The organism is Methylotuvimicrobium alcaliphilum 20Z (assembly GCF_000968535.2).
Taxonomy (GTDB): domain Bacteria; phylum Pseudomonadota; class Gammaproteobacteria; order Methylococcales; family Methylomonadaceae; genus Methylotuvimicrobium; species Methylotuvimicrobium alcaliphilum.
Genome location: NC_016112.1, coordinates 1200855 through 1222640, shown reverse-complemented (window position 1 = coordinate 1222640; position 21786 = coordinate 1200855). Strand labels below are relative to the sequence as shown.

The following is a 21786-nucleotide window of genomic DNA, read 5'->3' as shown; positions in this document are numbered from 1 at the left end:
AGTGTTTCTTCAAATTGGTCAAGTCGGCAGGCCACCACCTCGAATCGTGGCAACAAAAATCAGGCTCTATGTGAAATACAGTGGGTAATCAAATTTCAACTTTCCACATAGGAAGTAAATCATATTAATGAAATTGTTGATGTTGCGATAGCCTCTGGCTCGCCGTTTAGCCAGCTGAATCTTACTATTGATGCCTTCAAGAATGCCGTTACTAATGAGTGATTCCACGAAATGCACAATTCCCGACCAATGTCCTCGAACTGTGTTGGCGAACTTGATAAACGCTGGAATTTTGGCTGCGTCCACCTCATCGCACCATTGCCTCAAAAAAGCCTCCGCTGTCGGTTTGTCGGGCATTTCCCAGAGATCATTGAATAGCACTTTTAAGCGGTAAGCTTCGCCCAGCGTGGGGTACAGTTGTATCAGTTCATCCAGCTCTTTTTCTTTTTTGTCGGATAGGTTTTCCCGGTTCTTTAGAAAAGTGTATTTGTGACCTTTCAGAGCATCATGCTCTTTGCGTTCGGCAATGCGCACCTGATTCATGGCCTCGTTCAATAATTTCACAACATGGAATCGGTCAAAGGTAATTTGTGCAGACGGGAATGATTCGGCAGCACCGGCAATAAATGACGGTGACAAATCCATGCTGATTTGCTCCACCTGTTCTTTATCAACACCTTTATCTTCAAGGTGTTGCTGAATACTTTGCAGCGTTGCCTTACCCTTACCTTCGGTGACATGAATTACGCGGGCTTCATCCAAATCAACGCCCAGCGTAACGTAATGATGGCCTTTTTTGGTCGAGGTTTCATCGACGCCCAGCTTGGTTATCGTGCTCGGATCATCGGCTGCTTTTGCCTTGCTAATCCAGTGATTAAAGATAGTCCAGATGCGCTGTGGATTGACCTTCAGTATCTCGGCGACTCGGTTGACCGGCATTTCCCGCTCAATCAAGGCTAGCGCTAAGGCTTCGAATAACAGGGTAAAACCACTGCCTGGCCGTGCCCAAGGAACGTCAACAGTACGGACTTTGCCATCGGTCGTGGTAATGCGCGGCACCGCACAATGGAGGTAACAGGTGTGTTCAAAAAAGCTCAAATGTTGCCATTGCCGCTCTACGGTATCATGCACTGGACAGAGGTTATTCGCGTCGTCTAAGAAGCGCGAGCCAGTCACGAAATCGATATGCAGATGAAGTTCGCTACGGGCCAATTCATCTGTAGAAAAGGTCACAGCTTTGACCTGCCAAGGAGGTTGCAGGCCTAAAGCCATGCTGAATAAAGTTTCACTGTTCATGGCTATATTATTGCATTACCCACTACGAATCACATAGAGCCAAAAATCAGCCCTGGCCATTGCCAAACGCCTCTTGGTCGCTAGCATGGCCTGTGTTACGGTTTGGGCCATAGCTGCCGACAAAAGCAAGGAAGCGGCTGAATTAAAACTATTTCTGATCAAACTCAGCGGCAGGCAAATGCGCCACAAAAAGGAGTTTACGAATCCAGCACTGTTGTCGGGGCTGTGGGCCTTCCTCTCCATGCTTGAAATCATGGATGCCTACTCTCAAGAAGAACTGGATAGCTTGAAAGCAACCGCTCAGCAATTTTTAGGAAAAGATGTGTAGATACTTATGCTGCAGAGCCGTGTTTTTTGAAGATCTGTGGTCATGATCCAACCCTGTAACAGTTGAGTTCACCTGCATTTTGGAGCGTAGGGGAAAATTGTCAGGTGAAACGATTTGTTATTCTATTTAGCAACGTTCATTTGGGACAGTCTTTTTTTAAGCGAGTTTAGGAGTGCTTGTTTTGCATATGGCTTCATCTTTTTCCATTGCCGGGATTCTTCTTGAGTGCGACCACACCCAATGCACCACCCGCTAGGGCCGGAGAATTTACAGAAATCGATACAAGGAGTTTTCTTGTTCACTTTCAATGCTTTATCACTCAACTCGACCTAATACCTTATCTATGCTGGCCTCGAGTTGCCGAAGCCTGTTGAATTCTTCGAGAAGACGTTGCTCTAGATTTTTGAAATTAAGAGGTAGGAACCGAGAACATATGTTATTTCCCTCACCGATCACGCTATAGCCCTTCCAGCTATTTATTCGATCAGCTTCTAACGTTAAAAGCTCTTGAATAAACCTCTGTTGTTGTGGACAGTCCTCTTCTGCATGCAGGTGAACAGGGAATTCTTTTTTCTGTATCTGGGGTTTTTCAATATAGGTTTCAAAATGGACTCCGCCCTGGTTATGGTTATGCCAGTTCTCTTTATAGAGGTGCAGATAAGGACCACGATTATATACCTCCCAGCCATCGTCAAACCACTTTGAATTCCTCAAACTTTGTTCAAAGTTGTGAAACACCTTTTTTACATCTTTCATGATTTTTTCTTAGCCTCCACTAGCTAGCATAACGCCCGCTGAAACGCGTCCGGTTCCAACCGATGGTTGGACGAAGCCGCTAACGCGGAGGAAAGCCGTGCCGCTTGATTGACGATAAAATGTAACCTCACGCCCTCATTATACGAGGGAACATTCCAAGACGAATCATGAGGTTACACAGCTATGACAGCATCATCCGCGTTCGATTTCAAGCAAAACTATCGAACTCATATCAAACACCTGAAACTGGTGTACCGTAAGGATTGCTTCGTAGATGAGTAACAGGAAGGACAAGAAAAGCAAAATCGAGGCATTGAACCTTTATTTGATTCTCACAATGAGTTTTCTTGTGCTTGTTCCCGAACAAACTGGCGATTATTTGACTACAAGATAAACACTTTTCTTGCAGTTAGTTATGCCAAGCCAGTGATACCAATGGTTACAGGGATGCTTTACTCATTTACGAAGCAATCCTTACGGTCGGCCAAATACCAATTGTTGGGCTTCGCAAGCTCAGCGCCAACCTACAAATGTCACCAGATTCCCACCTGCGCGGGAATGACAGCTATTTGTTGAGATTCATTGAATTTAGCCCAATCTAACAGGCATTACGACACGCCTTAATTATTTGACTTTAAACGGTTTTTTAAAATTTTAAAACGGCTGAGAGCACATTTCACTAAATTACCGTCTTTGTGTTTGAACTGCTTCTTAAGAGGTTTTTTCACTTCCCAAGTGCCTTTATACCCATTCGGGAATACCACTAAATCACCGGCTTTAAAGGTCGTAGACGGCCCCCCATCGGCAGGTGTCATTTCACACTCACCTTCAACAATAAGGGCTATTTCTGTCGTAACAAACGCCCACGGGAAGACAGAGACGTCTTTTTCCCATGTTGGCCAGTGCGCAACACCCAATTTTTTTAACACTGCTTCACTTGGGTTGCTATCAACTGTAATTTCTTTCATGTTCCTTCCTATAGTTAGATTTTTTCCAAAATCAGAGTAATTTTGAATGATCGTGCCTGTTTTTCGTGCTCTATTTTGCCTGCATTTTGCCGATAAACCGAATTTATCGTTCACACCGCATGTAAGACCAAGGGTTACAAGGGTGTCGCGGGACAAACCGTTCTTTGGGTTAAATAACCCCGTATTGGGGCTACCGACATTTCCAAGCTCATCTAAAATCGCGTCATAATAGACGCTAACTCGGTTTTCCGTTCCACTGCGCCTCAAACCCCTAATTCAGACGCTGGAACAAAAGCAGGCCGGCCTGCGCATTCTTAACCTGGGCATGGATACGCAGACGCCCACCGGCAAGCTGATGCTCACCGTCTTGGGAGGTGTCGCTCAGTTCGAACGGGAAATCATGCTGGAGAGGCAGCGGGAAGGCGTCGCCAAGGCAAAAGCCGCGGGCAAGTATAAAGGACGTACTCCACTGGCTACCGAGTTAAGACAAGAAGTCGTAAGCCTTGCCGAAAGCGGTATGGCAAAAACCAAGATTGCCCGGCAGTTGAATATCGGAGAAGCTACCGTCTATAGAATACTTGCAGCCGCGAAAACAGCATGAATTTTACGGCAGGAGAAACTTTAATTAAAGTTCAATCACTTGTCAAAAAACTGATTGGCCATTTAGAAATCGATATTTCGGCTGCAAGCCTGTAATACCAAGGCTTCCATAGGGGTGTCGGGACAAACCGTTCTTTTGGTCAATTAACCCCTATTTGGAAAGGGTTGTCGAAAAACTGCGGGAATTGGACAAGCCTATTGATGATGGGCTACTGCAATACTTGTCGCCGTCGGGTTGGGAACACATCAATCTGACTGGCGATTACATTTGGCGGCAGAACCGAAAGATTGAAGACGGGCAATTCAGACCGCTACGGACCACTGAAAAGTCTTAGCGTACTATTTTTTCCGAATTCTGCGGCTCCCCATAATGAAGTAAGGGCCGGTTTACCGGTCCATTTTATTTCTAAGCGTGAGTATCGATGCCGATAGTCTGCCCTTGGTTACGTTTCATGATTTGCATAGCCGATTCAAGCATCTTGAGTGTCGTTTGATCATTGCGCGACAGCGCACCCTCTATGCCGTCGTTAACTCTTTGTGTGAAGTCAATGCTTTCCGAGTCATCAGCAGCCGGCAACTCGACATTGGTTCCGCCAGCAACTGGAATCTTCATTGTCATTGCCATGAAAGACCGGCTGTCATCAAGCGACATTTCCCCGCTACTGATCTGACCATTGACCCAATCACGCATTTCCTGGCGTGTCATGTTGCTGAAATCGGCTTGCTTTGCGCCGACAGTATCGACCTTAGCCGTACTTGCAGCTACCGTAGCTGGGGAAGTTTGGGAATTCCGAGAGGAATAAGCCATCGCTTGAGCTAAATATGTATTGGATGCTGCATTAACCAACATGATTTTTCTCCCATTAAGCTGTTGATACAAATATACTGAATTAGCATTGAAGTTATTAAGGCATGATTCATGCCGTTAATTCTGACGCTGCGAAACCTTGGAAACGAAGCGCTAGCGAGTGAAGGTTGAGTAGTCCCTGGAAGCCATAGCGCCGGGCGGTTTTTCGACTAGAAAAACTGCAAGGCATCGCTATACGGCGTCGATCCCTTTGCTGGGTCAAAGCCGAGGTGACGCGGACGGCCAGGGCCGCCGAAGGCAATCACGTTGCGGTGTAGGCGCGATTGTTAGCCAAGGATGGCTAGCAATCTTTCCCGCCGGAAGCCGACACTCGCCGACAAATTTATGGCATCTACGAAGTTCTTTTCGGCATGTGATTGCCGTTATTCTCAATTAACGCTAACGGTGAATGGCAATATTTTGCCTCTGATGCCTAACGCACTGCCTCTCGTGGTTAACGTACTATTTTTTCCGAATTCTGTGGTTACCCCAGGGTAAACGCATTAAAATAAATGCCATATCAATATGTTATGACTATTCAGCCTAAGCTTGCAGAACATTTTATTTGTTAGCTTTTTGTTTTGTGGCAATAAAGGCTGCCGCTATGAAATAGCTGAAAACACTACACATTGTAACCATTTGATTTTATATGCTGTTTTAATGCGTTTACCCTGGTGGTTACCCCTATAGCTTCAGTATTAACTGTAATTTTAAATCCAAGAACTTTAATATTCGATAACTTCAAATACTAACAACTATGAATAACACATCAAAGACAGTTGGTTCGAATGAGGTATTGGCGGCGCTTAGAATTCTTCGTGACAGTGGCCAGGTTAGAATACGAGCCGCGACATTAGCCGAAACCCTTTGGCCTGGGCGACGTGATCACAACAGCAACGGACAAGTTTTTCACCTGTCGGCCGGAATTGCTGGGCGAATGTTACGTCGATGCCCGGCAGTGATCGAGATTGAGCCGCGAATCTGGGAAATCATAGATGAGCGACTTGAATCCAAAGAGCCTTAAAACTCCTTACCAACTCCACCGCTGCACGCCCATACTTGCCCATCACCAAACCACCCCCACCAGCATAATCGCCGATACCACCAACACCTTCATACCCAAGGCGGCCGCAACATCCGACCGGCGATCCTCCATAATCTCGGCAACCCGATTTCTGACCTGGTCCTGCATGTGAATTTTACGTTGCATCGCGGCTCTCCTCGTTTAAGGGGTTGTTGCTAATGTGCCCGGTAACTGCGCATTTGTCCGACTAAAATGCCCTGAATTTGAACTTGTTCGGGTGCATAAATTTGAGTTGTCATCGCTGAATTAGCCGGTATCAACAGCACTTTGCCCGGCGATTGTTCTATATATTTCAACGTCGCTTCGTGATTGTCGATCAACGCCACGACTATTTCTCCGTTGCGTGCGTAATCGCGCTGCTCGATCACGACCCAATCCCCGTCGAAAATGCCGGCCTCTTTCATCGAATCCCCTTTGACTTGCAATACATAACACGGCTTGTCGCTTTTCAGCAGCTCCGGGACCGGCAGGTACTGCACATCGGCCAATGCTTCGATCGGTTTGCCGGCGGCTATTTTGCCGACATAGGGTAAGGCATGTTCGCACGCGGCATAATCCCGCTGCGCCTGAGCCGTCAAACGAATGCCGGTTTGTTTGCTGCCCGCGAACGGCTCGATCAGTCCGGCATCGATCAAGGCGCTGATGTGCTTGTGCAACGATCCGCGCGAAGCCATGCCCAAGGATTCGCAGAGTTCGTCGAGCGTCGGCGGATAGGCAAAGCGTTCATAGTTATCGCGCAAAAACTCGAAGATTTGTCGTTGTCGGCGGGTCAGTTCGGTCATTGTGTCAACATCATTTGCTTTTGGGATGTTTGGCAGTTTAGCAAAAAGCGCCTAAAATGAGAACATAAAGAGAACATAAAAAACGCCTTTCGGCTTCTCCACACTCTCAACCTGCTATGATCATTGTGCCAACGAATTTTTATTCCGCTGCTTCAAACCCTAAAACTGTGAACCTGCCGCTGTTTGCCGGCAAAGTCTCGGCCGGTTTCCCCTCGCCGGCCGACGATTACATCGAGAAAACGCTGGATCTGAACGAGCTGCTGGTGCAAAAGCCCGCCGCGACGTACTTCGTTCGCGCGCAAGGCGAATCGATGCTCGGCGCCGGCATTCATCCGAACGATATTCTGGTCGTCGATCGCTCGCTGGAACCGGTGCCGGGCAGAATCGTGATTTGCGCGTTGAATGGGGAGTTGGTCGTCAAGCGCTTGAAGCGCCTGGGCGGCCAATGGGTGTTAGGCTCGGAAAACCCGGCTTATAAAGATATCGTGCTTCGTGAAGAGATGGATACGGTGATCTGGGGCGTGGTGACGTGTGTGATTCATCATTTATCATAAATCAAAGACCTGACCCTTTTTTTCACTTTTTTTCCAACCTATAAATGTCACCAGATTCCCACCTGCGCGGGAATGACAGCTATTTGTTGAGATTCATTGAATTTAGCCCAATCTAACAGGCATTACGACACGCTTTAATTGTTTGACTTTAGACAGTTTTTTAAAATTTTAAAACGGCTGAGAGCACATTTCACTAAATTACCGTCTTTGTGTTTGAACTGCTTCTTAAGAGGTTTTTTCACTTCCCAAGTGCCTTTATACCCATTCGGGAATACCACTAAATCACCGGCTTTAAAGATCGTAGACGGCCCCCCATCGGCAGGTGTCATTTCACACTCACCTTCAACAATAAAGGCTATTTCTGTCGTAACAAACGCCCACGGGAAGACAGAGACGTCTTTTTCCCATGTTGGCCAGTGTGCAACACCCAATTTTTTTAACACTGCTTCACTTGGGTTGCTATCAACTGTAATTTCTTTCATGTTCCTTCCTATAGTTAGATTTTTTCCAAAATCAGAGTAATTTTGAATGATCGTTCCTGTTTTTCGTGCTCTATTTTGCCTGCATTTTGCCGATAAACCGAATTTATCGTTCACACCGCATGTAAGACCAAGGGTTACAAGGGTGTCGCGGGACAAACCGTTCTTTGGGTTAAATAACCCCGTATTGGGGCTACCGACATTTCCAAGCTCATCTAAAATCGCGTCATAATAGACGCTAACTCGGTTTTCCGTTCCACTGCGCCTCAAACCCCATCCTTATTTTTTATAATGTTCAAGCAATTCATCCATCATCGGGTCCAGCTTGGTTTTGACGCCTTGCCACTTAAATAAAGACAATCCGCCTTTTCCAACCAAATGGTAATTTGCTCGAGCGATCACGCCTTCCCGATTTAAAATCTCAATATCGGCAGAAGATAGGTAAGTACCCAAGTCCCATGAACGTCTAGCCGTATAAGCCAAGTTGAATTCGCACTGATCTGGTACCGGGGTGATATGCATATAGTATTCATCAGATTCAGCGCCCTCTCTGCGCACTTTATCTTTATCCAGCGTTGACTCAATAAACTCACTCTCTATCTGATGGCGTGCCAAACCGTCGGTAATCACTGGCACTAAATCCTGTACCATAACTTTAGGGTTCTCTCTGATACAAATGCGCTTAACGCTATACGAAGTGGTTAAAGGCTCGACCGTTATTGATGTGCATCCTCCAATGAAAATGCTGATGAAACCGAATAAAACTAATGTTCTTGCCATTTGCTTGTTGTCCATATTGCGGAAATTTAAGAATAAAACTCACATTCTCGCATAGCCAGGATAAATAAAGGCATCAAAACAGCCCATCTAACTCCACCGCCGTATTCCCGAACTTATCCATCACCAAACCACCCCCACCAACATAATCGCCGAAACCACCAATACCTTCATACCCCAAACAATCAACCAATCCGACCGACGATCTTCCATAATCTCGGCCACCCGGTTTCTGACTTGATCCTGCATGTGAATTTTGCGTTGCATGGCGGCGCCCCTCATCGCTGGTTTGGAATTTTTTGACAGCATAGCAAAAACCGATTTAAAAGAGAACAATAAGAGAACATAATAAACGCCTTTCGGCTTCTCCTCGCTCTAAACCCGCTATGATCATTATGCCAACGACTGTTTTATACGCTGCTTCAAACCCTAAAACTGTGAACCTGCCGCTGTTTGCCGGCAAAGTCTCGGCCGGTTTCCCCTCGCCGGCCGACGATTACATCGAGAAAACCCTGGATCTGAATGATCTGCTGGTACAAAAGCCCGCCGCGACGTTCTTCGTCCGCGCGCAAGGCGAATCGATGCTCGGCGCCGGCATCCATCCGAACGATATTCTGGTCGTCGATCGGTCGCTGGAACCGGTGCAGGGCAGGATCGTGATTTGCGCGCTGAATGGGGAGCTGGTCGTCAAGCGCTTGAAGCGCCAGTCTGGCCAGTGGCTGTTAGGTTCGGAAAACCCGGCTTATAAAGATATCGTGCTTCGTGAAGAGATGGATACGGTGATCTGGGGCGTGGTCACCAATGTCATTCACCCGCTGTAATGTCCCCGCAACGGCTGATCGCCCTGGTCGACTGCAACAATTTCTATGTGAGCTGCGAACGCGTGTTTAGGCCTGATCTGATCGGCAAGCCGGTTGCCGTACTCAGCAACAATGACGGCTGCGTTGTCGCCCGCAGTGCCGAAGTCAAGAAATTGGGCATTAAAATGGGTGTGCCGTTGTTCCAGATTCAGCAACTGGTCAACCAGCACCAAATTAAACTTTTCTCATCAAACTACACGCTGTATGCCGATATGTCTGCGAGAGTCATGTCCACTTTGGAAGAGTTCGCCCCAAATCTTGAGGTGTATTCCATCGACGAAGGCTTTCTGGACTTAACCGGCGTTTACTCTTGCGGCAAAGACCCGATTGCTTACGGCCAGCTGATCAGAAAAACGGTGGTTCGAACCACCGGCATTCCGGTTTGCGTGGGGCTAGGACCGACCAAAACGCTTGCTAAGCTGGCGAACTTTGCCGCCAAAAAATGGCCGCAAACCGGCGGTGTGTTGGATTTGTCGAACCCGGTGCGCCGGGAAAAACTGATGCGCATTGTGCCGGTCGGCGAGGTGTGGGGCATAGGCCCGCGCACGGCGGCAAAGCTGAACCAGCTTGGCATTCATACCGTTTGGGATTTGGCGTCCCAATCCAGCAAGCGCATTCAAACCCAGTTCAATGTTGTGGTGGCTAGAACCGTGATGGAGTTGAATGGCACGCCTTGCCTGGCACGGGAAGAAATCGCTCCGGATAAACAGCAAATTGTCTGCTCCAGAAGTTTTAGCCGCCGCTTAACCGAATACGCCGAGCTGTCGCAAGCCATGGCCGAATTCTGCAGCCGGGCCGCCGAAAAACTCCGGCAACAAGACTCAGTGACCGGCTGCATTACGATCTTTATCCGGACCAGCCCATTCAATCCGGATGAGCCGCAATATCAACGGGCGGCCAGTAGTAAGCTGAATGCGGCTACGCAAGACACGCGGTCCCTCATTGCTACCGCTAACCAGATGCTCAAAGAGCTATACAGGCCAGGCTATAACTATCAGAAATGCGGCGTCCAGCTGAGCCATATCCAGCCAAAAACCACGCCAGGGCAAATGGATGTATTCGACTTGATGGTTGACGGCCTATCTACTGAAAACCGTCACTTGATGAAAGCCATTGACCGGATAAACCACCGCTTTCCGAGTGCCGTTTCGATCGCGGCAACTGGTTTTGATAAAAGCTGGAAGCCGAAGGCGGAGCGGATTTCGCAGCGTTATACGACGGATTGGCGGGAATTGGCGGGGGTTTGGTAAAGCTATGGGCGGCGCCGGATTCGAACCGGATAATGCAATCACCGTAGCGCCCGCAACCGTTCCCATTGGAAACAACCGCCCATAGCGGTTTAGAGTATAGCAAATAAGGGTATACGGAATATTAGCCATGCAAATAAAATAGGCACTTCGTTTTTATACACCGAATAAATGAAAATCGAATACTGCCCACTGTGTGGTTGGGGACCTCTCGAAAAACCCTATGAGTCAATGGAAGAGCTATGGTTCAGCTACGATATTTGCGATTGCTGTGGTTGCGAATATGGCCTCGATGATAACGAACCCTACTATGAAAAATGGGTATCGGAAGGATGTCGTTGGCTTTATCCTGAAGCAAAACCAACAGGATGGCGGCTACAAGATCAATTACAACACCAAATCAGGCCATGGCCTCCAAACCCGCTCACATAAAGATTCAAACAGCAATCGATCATTTTTTGTTAATTGTCATGGGGGTCATGATAACGCTTAGCGTACTATTTTTTTTCCTAATTCTACGCCCACTTATACACCAACACTCTCAATAGACCTACGTCTATTCAGCTAGTGATATCAATCTCAAGTTTTTGCATCGAAAGCGGGGCAAGGAAGACATCGGGCCGATTAATCTGATTCCGCCAAACACCCCACCAAGTTCGCCACCCTTCTCCCCCGACTTCTGCGTCCGCACAGCCATCCTCAACGCCTTCGGTTCGCTGATCACATGGAAGCGGTAAACAACGTACACAGCATCGGTTGCGATCGATGCGGTTCGTGCCTCATCGCATCCTACGTGCTATATTTTAGACAGCGCCTGATCAAACTCCTCAATAGCTGCCTCTACACGGTTAGCCACCGCAATAGGGCGAAACATAACTGTACCAAACCAAACATTAGTTGATTCAACTTCAATAAGTTTTTTGCCCTCTTGGAGAAGGCCTATAGACACAGTTAAAGTCGCACCGCCATCTATATTAAAGTCGAGAAAATAATCTGACCTTTCTCTATTTTTGGTTACTAGAAAACCATGTTTTTCAAGAACTCTCGCCACTTCACCGACATGCCTTCCGGCATAACCACTGAAATGTTCAGAAACAAATACAGTTTTGTCCCGCTTCTCAAAAAGCATTCCACTTGCTATATCACTTGAGGTTGCACATCCAGTCTCCAAATTCAAAATTAAGCCCAATGTTACAAAACGAAGAATAATTCCTATTTTCATATCTATTTTTTTACCTTAAATAATATTTTTGACCTGGAGCAAGACCCTATTAACCATTTACGAAATAGACATAGCCATTTTACATTTTCGTGGGATGATTAATATTTGCCAGATCGGATTTCACCGCGCTATACGACGGATTGGCGGGGGTTTTGTAGCTATGGGCTATGGGCGGTGCCGGATTCGAACCGGATCATGCAATCACCGTAGCGCCTGCAACCGTTCCCATTGGAAACAACCGCCCATAGCGAGGGGAGTATAACAAATCTTAAAACATCCCCTCCAAAACCCCAGGCGTCTCCACCCTCCCCGCCCCACCATCAAACCGCATCTCCACCATCGCATCCCCCGGCCTCAACCAAAACTGCACCACCACTTCCCCCCGGATCGCGGTCAGATTCAAATAATCGGCCAGATCCCCGGCCTTCGCGTAATGCAGCTTGACCTTGGCCCCGTTCCAGCTGACCGGATGGTAAGCCTCCAGTTGCGTGACATCGACCACCTTGTCGGCGTCAATATGCAATTCGCCGAGCAAGTAATAAGCGTGGTTCGCCTTCAGATTCTCGACCAGCCAACGCAGCGACCGGCCTTTCATGTCGACGCGCTGGGAGATCACGCGCAGCGGCTCGCCCTCGATCAGCACTGCGTCGACCGGATAGAGATTGTGGTGTATCTGGCTCTTGCCGATTGACCGGGCTTGGCCTTGGTAGTCGACGATCAGCCTAGGCTGTCGAAACGCATGCATCAAATCACATACCTTATTAATATTCAATAACTTAAAATCATTCTGGACGCAATCGTTTGACCAAAACGACAGCTTAAGCCGCTTTTATTTTGCTCATAAAGCGACTAATCAATGACTTAGCTAAAAGAAGCACACCTGAATGGCTTATAATTGTTCACTTTACAGTGATTTTATTTCCTCAGCTTGTGGATTTAAAATTATCGCTGTATGCGGTATAAATAGGTCTTATTTTAACCCATCCCCCAAATACTATGCTTCAAATGTCAAAACTACTAAACAGCCGCGATAAATGGAAAAACAAAGCGACTGAGCGCGCAGCTGAGCTTCGTGAGCTTAGAAAAACACAAAAACGTCATTTGAAAAAAATAGCGGAACTGAAACGGAATAATTGTCAGTTAGAACAGCTTGTCGAAGCAAAAAAAACATTACTTTCGAGCATCAGTCAACCCTAGCAACCCAGGATATTGCTGTTGTACCCGCGAATACTTCAACGGTTATTGACATAACACAAGCTCAGCAAACGCGACTTTTATGCGCGCTTATCGTGCTTGATACGGTGGTTTCTTTTCGTAGCGTTCCGCGCATTCTTGAATTATTTCATTCACAAACATCGCTTGAATTACCGTGGACGCCACATTTTACTTCGGTGATTAACTGGAGTTTGCGCGTTGGTTTAGGGTTACTGCGCCAAGTGTGCCCAACGTGCGAGCCTTGGATTGCGATTATTGATTACTCCATTGATATAGGGACTAAAAAAGCACTGGTCGTGCTCCGCGTAAAAACACAGTCTCTACGCCAACGCGGCAGCGCCATTCAATTGCAAGATTGTGAATGTATCGGTCTTAAGGTGCGTGAAACGGTTAATCATCAGACGGTTTGCCAGGACTTAGAGGACATTTTTGCTATCGCCGGCGTACCTCAAGCGATTGTTAAAGACTGCGACTACACGCTAGCAAAAGGTGTGCGACATTGGTCGGCCAAACAAGAAAAACCGGTGCCCGTCATTGATGACATCGGTCACTGCATGGCCAGCGCGCTGAAAAGTCAATTTGAAAAAACAGCGGATTATAAAGCCTTTACTGCGGCACTGGGTCAAGGTGCGAAATGCCTGAGACAGACAGAATTTGCCTGCTTGACACCCCCTAAATTACGGACTAAAGGGCGTTTTCAAAGCATCAGTAAACTCGGTGAATGGGGGACTAAAATGCTGGATGTCTTTGCCGTTAAAGGCGGCGCGAAGAAAGGCAGCGTGTTAGCTAAATTACGGACGGTGTTTCCGGGCTTTTTACGGATGAAACCCTTTATTGAGCGCTTCGCGTTGACGACTAAAATAGTCTCAGAGGTGATGGAAATCATTAAAAACAAAGGGCTTAACAAAGTCACCTACCAACAATGTTACCAATTATCAAAAACATTGCCGCGAAATTCTAAAGTCAAAACACACCTACAAGCTTGGTTAAAAAAGCATGTGCAGATTCAAGCAGAGCTGACCGAACTGCCGTTGTTAAGCAGTAGCGATATTATTGAAACGCTGTTTGGAAATTATAAATACATGCTTGAACGCAGTCCGCAAGCCGACATGAATCGCTCCGTGCTATTGATTCCTGCTTTATGTGGCAGTCGAAAAGAAGCGGTGATTGACCAGGCATTAAATAAAGCGTCTCAAGTAGATCTTGAACGCTGGGAGGAGAAGAATATCCCTTATACGGTAAGAAAAAAGCGCCAAGAATTTTTTAAACATAAAAGCCAAAAAGCGGGGAAAATAATAACGGACTAAGTCAGTCTTTCGATAGGCTACGATCAGCCCCTTTTGCCAGGCGCCGAGCACCGGGCAGGCGCATTCGATGTGTTCCAGGGTCAAATTGTCGATCGCCTTTAGCTCCAGCGTGTGCCAGGTGAGGCCTTGGACTTTGACGAATTCGCCGTAGGCGATATCGAAATCTTTCAATATCTGATGCAGTCCGCCGCGCAGCCCCAGATTGCTCATCGGGTACAGCCCGACGCAGAACACTAGCATCGCGCACAGCACGATCATTTCGGCCTTGCTGCCGACTTCCAGCCGGTATTTGACCTTGCCGGGCATCACCACGCGCAGCGGAGACGGCCAGAACAGGTCGACGCCCCGGATGTTGGCCATGTCGATCTGGATGTGCGACCAATAGCCGCCCAGGATCGCCCAAAAGCCCACCGGCCAAAGGAGATACAACGGCGAGGCCAGCGCCGCGAGGACGCCGACGCCGATCAGGGAATGGGTAATGGTCCGGTGGCCGAAGCGCTTTTCAATCGGCACCGAAATGAAGAACAGCGGCCGGCCGACTTTCGAGGTCGGGATGTCGATATCGGGCATGAACGAAAACAGAATCGCGAGGCCCCAGGCAATCGGTTCGGTCGGGTACTCGAACACCGCCGCACCGCCCAGATAAAGCGCGGTCGAAAAGGCGGCGTGGGTGGCGGCGAGCATAGCGTAAAATACCTACTTAGATTTTAATTTCGGAACTAAAAAACACCATGTCGGCCATTACACAAAGAGACCAGGCAATATCGCTACTGAACGAAAACTTAAGGCAACTTATCAAGTTATACAAAGAATGCTACCTTTCGAGGGGCAGAGGGGCTTTGTTAGTTTATGCAAGAAATATCATTTCAAAGGGGCTTCCCAGCCAGGATGACTACAGAACGGAAGAAGAGATACTTGAGGTATTTACCTCCCCGGACTCTTACGCTCAATTAAAAGAAATGATCACCCATTACGATCAGAAGAACGAAGGTATCCTAGCGCTCATTACCGACTTTGCAAACGCCACTTATTTCATTACAGTCAAATTCAAGTGAAACTAACCTTTGAAACGATATAGTATGATATGAAATCATATCATACGGTATTGCCGGATAGATTCTCACCGCTCTACACCTGATGCCGTGGCTTGCCAACCGGACCGGCGTTGTTTATTTTTGTTTGTACACATCGCTGCGCTTATCCACTTTCAACACCAGAACCGTCATTATCCGATCCTCGATGCTGGCGATGACACGGTATTTGCCGATGCGGTATTTCCAGAACTCGCCGAGTTTAGAACCGGCCAGCGGAGCGCCTAGACTACGCGGGTTGTCCGATGGCGCCAGTCGCTCGGTCAAAAACTTTAAAATCCGGCGGGCAACAGCCTTGTCCAGCTTCGCCAGTTCGCGTTCGGCTGCCGGATCGAATTCAATCTTCCAGGTCATAGCGCTTCAGCACGTCCTCGAGCGGAATGGGTTGCGTGCGTCCGGCGCGAATCTCGGTCAGGCGCTGTTCAGCCAGATACAGGTCTTCCAAGTCGTCCAGGTGCTGCTCGATGGCTTGTCTGGCGTAAAAGGTTTTCGTGCGGCCCGTGAGTTTGGCTAAATTGTCCAAGCGTTTTTCCAGCTCGTCCGGCAATCGAATTGCTAACATAATGTTTACCCTCAATGAATAAATGCTATACAAGTATAGCATCACCGCCCTACCCCCTTGAAGATAAAGAACCGGAAGGTCAGAAACAGCGCCGCCCCGATCCCGCCCATGATGTACAGCGTCTTGTCCCCGGTACCCATGCCGACGTAACGCATCGACACGATCAGCGCCCCGAGGACCATCACCATCGGCGTGAAGTCGAGATATTGCACGCCGGCCTCGTGGCGCATTTCCCGCACTTTGCGTTTGTCGATGATCCTTTCCTTGCCGGATTCGTCGAGCATGTCGTAAATCGCCTGCGGCACCCCGCCCGATTGCTTGACGACGTGGCTGATATACAGCTCCGGCGATTCGATCAGGATGCCTTTGGTTTCGATGTAGCGTTTGACGATCGCCCGGATCGTGTCCGCCGGTAGCGGCTTGACCCCAATCTCGCGCATCTTCCACCACAGCTTCCGGACCCGGGCCTTTTTCTCGGAGGCGCAGCCGATCACCTGGGCATGGTCGAAAATGGCCAGCCAGAAGGCCATTTGCGTCGGCGTCAAACTGGTCAGGTCGTCGACCGCGATCACCGGTTTGTCTTCGGCGCGGGCTAGCGCTGGAATCACCGCGTGCGTCAAATCGCGCATGCTCATCCGGTTGACCTGGCTTTTGATCTCTTTCCAGTCGATCTCGGAACCCGGCGTATCGTGATACTTCGCCGGCAATTCCAGTTCCTTCGGCGTGACCAGATCCAGCGCCAACATCTGCCGGGCCATGTCGACGAACTGACCCTTGGCTTGGTGGTCGTGCAGCCGGATCAGCAGCGGCACTTTCGCCCCGAGCCGGTCCAGCGCCGCCCTCAGCACCGCCGATTTGCCGATGCCGACCGGGCCGGTCAGAATGACGTGCTTGCCCTTCTTGATCTCGGCGACCAAATCGCCGACGACTTCGTCCCGGCCGATCAGGCCGACAATCTCATCCATCGGTGCCTCCCAAGGTTTCGGTCTTGCCCTCCAAATAGGCCAACAGCGTTCGCCATTCCGGGCCGGCATAACGGGCCAGCTTGTAGCGCTGCGTCTTGATCAGCAGCGTGTCTTTGGCCACCAGGGCGTCTTCGGCGTTGACCTTGCTGCCGATCTGCCACAGCTCGTTCATGTCCGAAGCATAGCCTTGATCGATGCGGTCCTTGACCCACGCGGCCTTCTCCTTCAAAAACGTGCGCTTCACTTCCGAAGCCTCCAGGTCGGCCTCCAATTGCCGCAATTGCACGATATCGGCGACCACGCGCGACAGCATATCGTCAAACGCCTTGGCTTCGGCGACTTGCTTCAAGGCCGCCTCCCGCTCTTCCTTGACCGACGACAGCGGAATGTTGATTTGCAGGCCGCCGAACACGGTGTAAGGGTCGTCCCGGAACTCGGTACCGCCGACACCGACCCGGCCGGCCAGCGAGGTGTTCTGCAACGCCCAGGTTAAAGCATCCGGCTTGGCATAGGCCTTGGTGACGTTTTGCTGGGCCAGAAGGGTCGGGTTGACCCGGCCGATGAACGACAACACGGCGTCGTCATCCCAGGCCGCTACCCGGAAAGGCAAGAATAAGGCTACAATAAAGACGATTCGCACGATCATAGGCGCACTTTTATCATAAAAAAGTGTAATTTTGTTTTAACTTAGTCTAGCTTTTGTAGCCGCAAAAGTGAATATGAATAGTAAAGAAGCCGAACTATTATTTCAGGCGGGCGCTTTAGAGGCGCCCGTCATCCAAAAACACGCCTCCGGAGACGGCTGGACCGTCACGCTGGAAGGAAAGCACAAACTGAATCCGATGCTCGAAACCGCGCGCGGTCAAACGCGGGTGTTTAAACGACTGGACGCGGCGGTGGGGGTGTTGTTTGAGGTGGGGTTTGGGGAGATAACGATTGTGAAAACAAATAAATTGTTATTGATGTGAAAGTTTTATATTGCTGCTCGAACAATCACCAGTATTTACAACACCTAAAAACGCATTGAGTTCAACTTTGCATTTTTCGATATTTAATCCATTATTGCCGTCACTTGAAATGTTAGTGACGTAAGGGCCGGCTGTAGTACAACCAGTCAAGAAAATAACCGCTAAAAATGTTAATAAAAATTTCATTCAGGTTCCTTTTTCGTTATTTTAAAAATACAACTAAAGCATAGTAGCCATGTACCGAATCAAAAGCCACCTTTGCGAAGTATTCAATTGCACCACCCCCGAACTGACCAGCAAAGGCATCCTCGATGAGTTCCGGGCATGGCTCAAGGATAATCCCGAATAATCGATTTATTCAACGGGGCAACTTGCCGAAAAATACCTGCTATTTCCAGATCCCGTATCATTCTCTTGGCAACAAGACACGGTACACTCAGAAGGATTCGTACCGCTCAACGAATAACCTTGACCAGGGTTTCGAAAAAAACAGCTACAGGAAACAAAGTCTCCACCGCCGCCTACAACTTCTCCTTCTCCGTCGTTACCTTCTTCTGGTGGCGTCGTATCTCCCCCATCGTCGCCTCCGTCACCATTCTCGCCATCGACACTGCACGAAAGATAGGTATAAGCACCGGATAAAACACCTTCGGTGCATAACCGGGTTTCGCTGACGCAATCATCGAGCGACGCGACTGTACCGGACAAATAAGCCGTTACGGTACTGCCATTCGGCACGGTGCCATGTATCCAAGTACAATCGTCAGGACTGCCGCCTCCGCCTCCGCCTCCGCCTCCGCCAGTATTATTCATCGCCAGGAGCACTACGCCGCCTTTCACCGGATCGACTTCGGCAATGAATGAAGTCAGCTGTACGGTTTGCGTCGTATCCGCTTGATCTTGCCAAGATACGGCAACATTGGCTTGTTTGCACTCAACTGAATTCGCACAACCCGTAATCGTCCAGGTTCGTGTAAATGTCGCATTGGCGCCTAATTGTGTATCGCTATCAGACCCTGAATACGCGCTATAGTCGGACTGATGTACAAAGGTGCGTAATTCTTCGATTTTTTCTTGCGCTAGATTCAGCGCATGCGTTCTCATCCGGCTATCCCCGCTACTGGACAACGTAATCCCTTGCAAACGGGCAACGCCCAGCATTGTCATGCCGACCACTAAAGAGGCTATCATAGCCTCAATCAAAGAAAAGCCTCGAATTTTGCGATGCTGCACGTTCATAATGATCACGCCTTTAAAAATCTTTCCAGGTACCGGGAATGCGCGTAGCATCGTCCACGCTCATTTGAAAAATATCATTCAAGGCGTCACCGCTGCCGTGATCGACTTCAATGAATTTCGTATTGGCATTAAACTTATCCGCATCCCCTTCGATCAGAATTGCCCCATAAACTTCTGCTCCACCAAAACCATTGGTCGCACAATCTGTCGCCGTCTCGTAATAAATAACGCCGTAGACGCGAATGCTGCCATTAAACTTCGGGCATCCGTATCCGCTGGGGATAATCAGTAAAACCGGATTATTCGGTCCGCCGATGGTCCTATTGTCAATGCCTACGCCAGAACAAGAACCGGTTATATCGGATGAATTTATCGGCCCACTGTTATTGACAACATAGATTGAAGGCGCTGAATTCGGCGGCCCGCAAGGAATGCTTGTATACACATGGCCTGCATCTGTGGCTTCTTGTTTAGCATCGGACAAGCTCATTTCAAAATAATTATTCCATGCGCATTCAGTGCCTGGACACCCGGGAAACGTACCGACATTATAATTATCCGATACCCCCGTCTCGCCAGTGTCTAACACGCCATTGTTATTCGCATCGTCCCACAGGTTTACGTTCATATGCCCTTGAGGAAGACAAGTCGAAGAAGCGCTGGTGCCGCTTGCGGCCACAAGATTGCCTACCCCGAGTAAATAAGTAGTCGGGCCTCCTTTGGTACCCGTAATACACCCTGATGCAGCCAACGGCGGCGGCATCGTCATGCCGGAACCGAACAGACTTTTGCGGATTTGTTTAACCCACGCTTCTGATTGTGCTGTTATGCTGGCATCGTTACTTCCTTGCGATACCGAAGTCACTCGTATCGCGTCGCTTCCTTTAGTAAAAGTTAGTAGATAATTATAGCTTTCACCTGTCGAGGTTCCGACAACAGGCGGGAGCGCCGAGGGGCAACCATTTGGCAACGAACCCGCTGCACAAGTGACGTTATTGGGAATTGTGTTGCTTTTGGCCCAAGCCAAGCCATATTCAAGCCCGGCTTCGGCTGCCTCCTGTGCTTCGCGGGCTCGTAAATCGTTACCGACAATTTGTTGTTCCATGACGCCTGTACGCGCCGTAGTCAGCGCAACGCCCCCCATCACTATCGACAAAACCATGACCACAATCAACGTAGCCGCTCCTTGCTGTCGTCTCATAAAGCCAATACCAATCATATTCATATCAAGGCAGTCCCAATCAATTAAGAGGCGGTAGATATTTATCGTTCCTGATCCGCACTTGTTGCGTGATTGTTTGCGAAACTGCAGTATCGGTCCGTAAACGCCCCGTCAATCCGATTGCAACATTGCGAACGAACAAACAAGCAGGATCAGGTGCGGTGCCATTTCGAACGCATGTCCGGCACGCTTCACCGGCATCGCACAATCCGTTGCAGTTATCGTCGCCATCAAAGCATCCATCATTATCTGAGTCGGTCGCCATGCTGGTGACATTAAGAACTTCTGTAGCCAATACGAACGCTAAATCAATTATCTCAACATCCGGCTCGGTGACCGATTGCCAATCGCCATTAGTACAGTTCTCATTGGTCGTGCCATCACGACGCATTTCCAATTCGCCGTCATTATTCAGTCGAAAGCCAAAACGTTCATCATCATTCACAACCGGAGGATTGTCATTATTACGGTTATACGCATAAACAATGCATGAGCCACTGTCATATATCGCAATATCCGTTGTTGCGCCGGCTGTGAGATCGTCAAAAAAGGGGTTATTTTGCAAAGCGGCATTATTTTCAGGATCGTCTGTAACAAAGCCAGCGCGTCTAATATCGCGCACCATGATATCCATCATTGCCCGCATATCCTGATTTAAGCGAGTCAATTTAATATTGTCGCTTTGACCTCTAACCGATGTAGCGAAAACATTGACACCACCCGCAACAACGATTAAACCGACCAACATCCCAATCAACAACTCGATTAAAGTCAAGCCGGTTTGATATCGTTTACTTAGCTGCATAGCGGATACCTGTCTATAGTTCCGCATATCCTAATGCGCCCCAATAGACTGACGGTGACAGTCGCACTAAAATATTCAGATGTCAAAGTAGTCGCGCCATCCATCAGATTATCGCCTCGAGTTGGATTAAATAGAGTAAAAACATCGTCATCCCCGCCAAAGGCGGCTGAATCTAATGTTGTCCCGAAAAAATCGCTACCGTTGACTGTCTTGAGTAATTCATTACTTCCGTCAGGATCGGCATGAACGGTATAACTCCAGTTGCTTCCTGCTGAAAAAGTCACCTTGACGATTCTATTGCGTTTAATCGATTCAGCGCGTGCCAAACGCAAATCGGTGGCTATTGCTTCAACAGCACCGGTAATACGTTGTTTATCAAGGCTCGAATTAAAGGCAGGAGCGGCAAGAGCTGCTAAAATCGCGATAATCGCAACCACAACTAACGCTTCAAGAAGAGTGAACCCTCCGGAACACGCACTATTCCATAAGGAAGACATAGAGAGGGGGTTTTTATTCATTCCATTATTATGTGGCTGCACAAAAAATAGCGCCTAATAAAACGCTATTCGCATTATGCAATATGCGGTATTAAGCTACAAGCAATGATGCGAA

The 21786-nt window shown here is 48.5% G+C and carries 31 protein-coding genes and 1 pseudogene; 10 read left to right on the top strand and 22 right to left on the bottom strand.

What is annotated here, in order from left to right; translation table 11 throughout:
* Nucleotides 1-66: 66 nt before the first annotated feature.
* A complete protein-coding gene (locus tag MEALZ_RS05290) occupies nt 67-1296 on the bottom strand; it encodes an ISL3 family transposase (protein WP_014147577.1) in 1230 nt (409 codons plus the stop codon).
* 85 nt (nt 1297-1381) lie between these two features.
* On the opposite strand from MEALZ_RS05290, the gene MEALZ_RS05285 reads away from it, so the two are divergent.
* Nucleotides 1382-1624 (top strand): hypothetical protein, encoded by a 243-nt coding sequence (locus MEALZ_RS05285; RefSeq protein ID WP_014147576.1) that lies wholly within the window; start codon nt 1382-1384, stop codon nt 1622-1624.
* A gap of 122 nt (nt 1625-1746) precedes the next feature.
* Here MEALZ_RS05285 and MEALZ_RS21565 read toward each other — a convergent pair whose 3' ends face one another.
* From MEALZ_RS21565 to MEALZ_RS05275, 3 genes are all read right to left on the bottom strand, one after another.
* A complete protein-coding gene (locus tag MEALZ_RS21565) occupies nt 1747-1926 on the bottom strand; it encodes a DUF1289 domain-containing protein (RefSeq protein ID WP_198482348.1) in 180 nt (59 codons plus the stop codon).
* A gap of 13 nt (nt 1927-1939) precedes the next feature.
* A complete protein-coding gene (locus MEALZ_RS05280) occupies nt 1940-2380 on the bottom strand; it encodes a hypothetical protein (protein WP_014147575.1) in 441 nt (146 codons plus the stop codon).
* Between the two features lie 620 nt (nt 2381-3000).
* Nucleotides 3001-3348, bottom strand: coding sequence for a cupin domain-containing protein (locus MEALZ_RS05275; protein WP_014147574.1), 348 nt, complete (start codon nt 3346-3348; stop codon nt 3001-3003).
* Between the two features lie 256 nt (nt 3349-3604).
* On the opposite strand from MEALZ_RS05275, the gene MEALZ_RS05270 reads away from it, so the two are divergent.
* A complete protein-coding gene (locus MEALZ_RS05270; protein WP_223842373.1) occupies nt 3605-3949 on the top strand; it encodes a recombinase family protein in 345 nt (114 codons plus the stop codon).
* A 151-nt stretch (nt 3950-4100) separates the two neighbouring features.
* A pseudogene (locus tag MEALZ_RS22590) lies at nt 4101-4283 on the top strand (Tn3 family transposase); the annotation flags it as partial.
* A gap of 71 nt (nt 4284-4354) precedes the next feature.
* On the opposite strand, the gene MEALZ_RS05265 reads toward MEALZ_RS22590, so the two are convergent.
* Nucleotides 4355-4798: a hypothetical protein gene (locus MEALZ_RS05265; protein ID WP_014147571.1), complete on the bottom strand. Its 444-nt coding sequence runs from the start codon at nt 4796-4798 to the stop codon at nt 4355-4357.
* A 754-nt stretch (nt 4799-5552) separates the two neighbouring features.
* Between MEALZ_RS05265 and MEALZ_RS22585 the strand changes: the two genes are divergently transcribed.
* On the top strand, nt 5553-5819 hold the full coding sequence (locus MEALZ_RS22585; protein ID WP_162472922.1) for a hypothetical protein: 267 nt from the start codon (nt 5553-5555) through the stop codon (nt 5817-5819).
* Between the two features lie 42 nt (nt 5820-5861).
* Here the strand turns inward: MEALZ_RS22585 and MEALZ_RS22960 are convergent, their stop codons facing one another.
* Complete coding sequence (locus tag MEALZ_RS22960) at nt 5862-6005, bottom strand: hypothetical protein (protein WP_014147570.1); 144 nt, start codon at nt 6003-6005, stop codon at nt 5862-5864.
* 29 nt (nt 6006-6034) lie between these two features.
* Entirely contained in the window at nt 6035-6661 is a 627-nt protein-coding gene (gene lexA, locus MEALZ_RS05260; protein ID WP_014147569.1) for a transcriptional repressor LexA, read from the bottom strand.
* 167 nt (nt 6662-6828) lie between these two features.
* Between lexA and MEALZ_RS05255 the strand changes: the two genes are divergently transcribed.
* Entirely contained in the window at nt 6829-7215 is a 387-nt protein-coding gene (locus MEALZ_RS05255) for a LexA family protein (RefSeq protein ID WP_084685580.1), read from the top strand.
* Nucleotides 7216-7349: 134 nt separating this feature from the next.
* Here the strand turns inward: MEALZ_RS05255 and MEALZ_RS23350 are convergent, their stop codons facing one another.
* The 3 genes from MEALZ_RS23350 to MEALZ_RS22955 all read right to left on the bottom strand — a co-directional run bounded on the left by MEALZ_RS23350 (nt 7350) and on the right by MEALZ_RS22955 (nt 8738).
* Complete coding sequence (locus MEALZ_RS23350; protein WP_014147567.1) at nt 7350-7964, bottom strand: cupin domain-containing protein; 615 nt, start codon at nt 7962-7964, stop codon at nt 7350-7352.
* Between the two features lie 9 nt (nt 7965-7973).
* A complete protein-coding gene (locus MEALZ_RS05245) occupies nt 7974-8474 on the bottom strand; it encodes a hypothetical protein (protein WP_014147566.1) in 501 nt (166 codons plus the stop codon).
* A gap of 120 nt (nt 8475-8594) precedes the next feature.
* Nucleotides 8595-8738: a hypothetical protein gene (locus tag MEALZ_RS22955; RefSeq protein ID WP_162836583.1), complete on the bottom strand. Its 144-nt coding sequence runs from the start codon at nt 8736-8738 to the stop codon at nt 8595-8597.
* Nucleotides 8739-8857: 119 nt separating this feature from the next.
* Here MEALZ_RS22955 and MEALZ_RS05235 point away from each other — a divergent pair, with 119 nt between their 5' ends.
* Nucleotides 8858-9292 carry a LexA family protein gene (locus tag MEALZ_RS05235; protein ID WP_014147565.1) on the top strand — a complete coding sequence of 145 codons (435 nt, stop codon included), beginning with the start codon at nt 8858-8860 and terminating at the stop codon, nt 9290-9292.
* Nucleotides 9292-10581, top strand: coding sequence for a Y-family DNA polymerase (locus MEALZ_RS05230; protein WP_014147564.1), 1290 nt, complete (start codon nt 9292-9294; stop codon nt 10579-10581). The genes MEALZ_RS05235 and MEALZ_RS05230 overlap by 1 nt, the downstream gene beginning before the upstream one ends.
* A gap of 793 nt (nt 10582-11374) precedes the next feature.
* Here the strand turns inward: MEALZ_RS05230 and MEALZ_RS05220 are convergent.
* Together MEALZ_RS05220 and MEALZ_RS05215 are read right to left on the bottom strand one after the other, a co-directional pair.
* Nucleotides 11375-11800: a hypothetical protein gene (locus MEALZ_RS05220; RefSeq protein WP_014147562.1), complete on the bottom strand. Its 426-nt coding sequence runs from the start codon at nt 11798-11800 to the stop codon at nt 11375-11377.
* Nucleotides 11801-12068: 268 nt separating this feature from the next.
* Entirely contained in the window at nt 12069-12548 is a 480-nt protein-coding gene (locus MEALZ_RS05215; RefSeq protein ID WP_223842351.1) for a hypothetical protein, read from the bottom strand.
* Between the two features lie 248 nt (nt 12549-12796).
* Here MEALZ_RS05215 and MEALZ_RS05210 point away from each other — a divergent pair, with 248 nt between their 5' ends.
* A complete protein-coding gene (locus tag MEALZ_RS05210) occupies nt 12797-12997 on the top strand; it encodes a hypothetical protein (RefSeq protein ID WP_014147560.1) in 201 nt (66 codons plus the stop codon).
* 1196 nt (nt 12998-14193) lie between these two features.
* Here the strand turns inward: MEALZ_RS05210 and MEALZ_RS05205 are convergent.
* Complete coding sequence (locus tag MEALZ_RS05205) at nt 14194-15006, bottom strand: metal-dependent hydrolase (protein ID WP_014147558.1); 813 nt, start codon at nt 15004-15006, stop codon at nt 14194-14196.
* 47 nt (nt 15007-15053) lie between these two features.
* Between MEALZ_RS05205 and MEALZ_RS05200 the strand changes: the two genes are divergently transcribed.
* Nucleotides 15054-15377, top strand: coding sequence for a hypothetical protein (locus MEALZ_RS05200; RefSeq protein WP_014147557.1), 324 nt, complete (start codon nt 15054-15056; stop codon nt 15375-15377).
* A gap of 114 nt (nt 15378-15491) precedes the next feature.
* On the opposite strand, the gene MEALZ_RS05195 is transcribed toward MEALZ_RS05200, so the two are convergent.
* The 4 genes from MEALZ_RS05195 to MEALZ_RS05180 are packed head-to-tail and all read right to left on the bottom strand — an operon-like array spanning nt 15492 to nt 17586.
* Nucleotides 15492-15767, bottom strand: coding sequence for a type II toxin-antitoxin system RelE family toxin (locus tag MEALZ_RS05195; RefSeq protein WP_014147556.1), 276 nt, complete (start codon nt 15765-15767; stop codon nt 15492-15494).
* Nucleotides 15751-15975 (bottom strand): type II toxin-antitoxin system RelB family antitoxin, encoded by a 225-nt coding sequence (gene relB / locus MEALZ_RS05190; protein ID WP_046061002.1) that lies wholly within the window; start codon nt 15973-15975, stop codon nt 15751-15753. The genes MEALZ_RS05195 and relB overlap by 17 nt, the downstream gene beginning before the upstream one ends.
* A gap of 41 nt (nt 15976-16016) precedes the next feature.
* The gene (locus MEALZ_RS05185) at nt 16017-16940 is read right to left on the bottom strand and encodes an ATP-binding protein (RefSeq protein WP_014147555.1); all 924 of its coding nucleotides are present in this window, start codon (nt 16938-16940) and stop codon (nt 16017-16019) included.
* A complete protein-coding gene (locus MEALZ_RS05180; RefSeq protein WP_014147554.1) occupies nt 16933-17586 on the bottom strand; it encodes a hypothetical protein in 654 nt (217 codons plus the stop codon). Before MEALZ_RS05180 ends, MEALZ_RS05185 begins: the two co-directional genes overlap by 8 nt.
* Nucleotides 17587-17659: 73 nt before the next feature.
* Between MEALZ_RS05180 and MEALZ_RS05175 the strand changes: the two genes are divergently transcribed.
* Nucleotides 17660-17908, top strand: a complete 249-nt coding sequence (locus MEALZ_RS05175) for a hypothetical protein (RefSeq protein ID WP_014147553.1) — start codon at nt 17660-17662, stop codon at nt 17906-17908.
* Here MEALZ_RS05175 and MEALZ_RS21555 read toward each other — a convergent pair.
* From MEALZ_RS21555 to MEALZ_RS05155, 5 genes are all read right to left on the bottom strand, one after another.
* Entirely contained in the window at nt 17897-18094 is a 198-nt protein-coding gene (locus MEALZ_RS21555) for a hypothetical protein (RefSeq protein WP_084685329.1), read from the bottom strand. The genes MEALZ_RS05175 and MEALZ_RS21555 overlap by 12 nt on opposite strands.
* A gap of 168 nt (nt 18095-18262) precedes the next feature.
* Nucleotides 18263-19147, bottom strand: a complete 885-nt coding sequence (locus MEALZ_RS05170; RefSeq protein WP_046061001.1) for a type IV pilus modification PilV family protein — start codon at nt 19145-19147, stop codon at nt 18263-18265.
* A gap of 13 nt (nt 19148-19160) precedes the next feature.
* Nucleotides 19161-20372 (bottom strand): pilus assembly PilX family protein, encoded by a 1212-nt coding sequence (locus MEALZ_RS05165; RefSeq protein WP_014147551.1) that lies wholly within the window; start codon nt 20370-20372, stop codon nt 19161-19163.
* Between the two features lie 16 nt (nt 20373-20388).
* Nucleotides 20389-21174 carry a PilW family protein gene (locus MEALZ_RS05160; RefSeq protein ID WP_014147550.1) on the bottom strand — a complete coding sequence of 262 codons (786 nt, stop codon included), beginning with the start codon at nt 21172-21174 and terminating at the stop codon, nt 20389-20391.
* Nucleotides 21165-21692, bottom strand: a complete 528-nt coding sequence (locus MEALZ_RS05155) for a GspH/FimT family pseudopilin (protein ID WP_046061000.1) — start codon at nt 21690-21692, stop codon at nt 21165-21167. Before MEALZ_RS05155 ends, MEALZ_RS05160 begins: the two co-directional genes overlap by 10 nt.
* Nucleotides 21693-21786 lie beyond the last annotated feature (94 nt).

Excerpts from the sequence above, each read along its gene's own strand:
- MEALZ_RS05290 (WP_014147577.1), bottom strand. The coding sequence starts at position 1,296 with ATGAACAGTGAAACTTTATTCAGCATGGCTTTAGGCCTGCAACCTCCT.
- MEALZ_RS05285 (WP_014147576.1), top strand. The coding sequence starts at position 1,382 with ATGGCCTGTGTTACGGTTTGGGCCATAGCTGCCGACAAAAGCAAGGAA.
- MEALZ_RS05280 (WP_014147575.1), bottom strand. The coding sequence starts at position 2,380 with ATGAAAGATGTAAAAAAGGTGTTTCACAACTTTGAACAAAGTTTGAGG.
- MEALZ_RS05275 (WP_014147574.1), bottom strand. The coding sequence starts at position 3,348 with ATGAAAGAAATTACAGTTGATAGCAACCCAAGTGAAGCAGTGTTAAAA.
- MEALZ_RS05265 (WP_014147571.1), bottom strand. The coding sequence starts at position 4,798 with ATGTTGGTTAATGCAGCATCCAATACATATTTAGCTCAAGCGATGGCT.
- MEALZ_RS22585 (WP_162472922.1), top strand. The coding sequence starts at position 5,553 with ATGAATAACACATCAAAGACAGTTGGTTCGAATGAGGTATTGGCGGCG.
- MEALZ_RS22960 (WP_014147570.1), bottom strand. The coding sequence starts at position 6,005 with ATGCAACGTAAAATTCACATGCAGGACCAGGTCAGAAATCGGGTTGCC.
- lexA (WP_014147569.1), bottom strand. The coding sequence starts at position 6,661 with ATGACCGAACTGACCCGCCGACAACGACAAATCTTCGAGTTTTTGCGC.
- MEALZ_RS05245 (WP_014147566.1), bottom strand. The coding sequence starts at position 8,474 with ATGGCAAGAACATTAGTTTTATTCGGTTTCATCAGCATTTTCATTGGA.
- MEALZ_RS22955 (WP_162836583.1), bottom strand. The coding sequence starts at position 8,738 with ATGCAACGCAAAATTCACATGCAGGATCAAGTCAGAAACCGGGTGGCC.
- MEALZ_RS05235 (WP_014147565.1), top strand. The coding sequence starts at position 8,858 with ATGATCATTATGCCAACGACTGTTTTATACGCTGCTTCAAACCCTAAA.
- MEALZ_RS05230 (WP_014147564.1), top strand. The coding sequence starts at position 9,292 with ATGTCCCCGCAACGGCTGATCGCCCTGGTCGACTGCAACAATTTCTAT.
- MEALZ_RS05220 (WP_014147562.1), bottom strand. The coding sequence starts at position 11,800 with ATGAAAATAGGAATTATTCTTCGTTTTGTAACATTGGGCTTAATTTTG.
- MEALZ_RS05210 (WP_014147560.1), top strand. The coding sequence starts at position 12,797 with ATGCTTCAAATGTCAAAACTACTAAACAGCCGCGATAAATGGAAAAAC.
- MEALZ_RS05205 (WP_014147558.1), bottom strand. The coding sequence starts at position 15,006 with ATGCTCGCCGCCACCCACGCCGCCTTTTCGACCGCGCTTTATCTGGGC.
- MEALZ_RS05200 (WP_014147557.1), top strand. The coding sequence starts at position 15,054 with ATGTCGGCCATTACACAAAGAGACCAGGCAATATCGCTACTGAACGAA.
- MEALZ_RS05195 (WP_014147556.1), bottom strand. The coding sequence starts at position 15,767 with ATGACCTGGAAGATTGAATTCGATCCGGCAGCCGAACGCGAACTGGCG.
- relB (WP_046061002.1), bottom strand. The coding sequence starts at position 15,975 with ATGTTAGCAATTCGATTGCCGGACGAGCTGGAAAAACGCTTGGACAAT.
- MEALZ_RS05185 (WP_014147555.1), bottom strand. The coding sequence starts at position 16,940 with ATGGATGAGATTGTCGGCCTGATCGGCCGGGACGAAGTCGTCGGCGAT.
- MEALZ_RS05180 (WP_014147554.1), bottom strand. The coding sequence starts at position 17,586 with ATGATCGTGCGAATCGTCTTTATTGTAGCCTTATTCTTGCCTTTCCGG.
- MEALZ_RS05175 (WP_014147553.1), top strand. The coding sequence starts at position 17,660 with ATGAATAGTAAAGAAGCCGAACTATTATTTCAGGCGGGCGCTTTAGAG.
- MEALZ_RS21555 (WP_084685329.1), bottom strand. The coding sequence starts at position 18,094 with ATGAAATTTTTATTAACATTTTTAGCGGTTATTTTCTTGACTGGTTGT.
- MEALZ_RS05170 (WP_046061001.1), bottom strand. The coding sequence starts at position 19,147 with ATGAACGTGCAGCATCGCAAAATTCGAGGCTTTTCTTTGATTGAGGCT.
- MEALZ_RS05165 (WP_014147551.1), bottom strand. The coding sequence starts at position 20,372 with ATGAATATGATTGGTATTGGCTTTATGAGACGACAGCAAGGAGCGGCT.
- MEALZ_RS05160 (WP_014147550.1), bottom strand. The coding sequence starts at position 21,174 with ATGCAGCTAAGTAAACGATATCAAACCGGCTTGACTTTAATCGAGTTG.
- MEALZ_RS05155 (WP_046061000.1), bottom strand. The coding sequence starts at position 21,692 with ATGAATAAAAACCCCCTCTCTATGTCTTCCTTATGGAATAGTGCGTGT.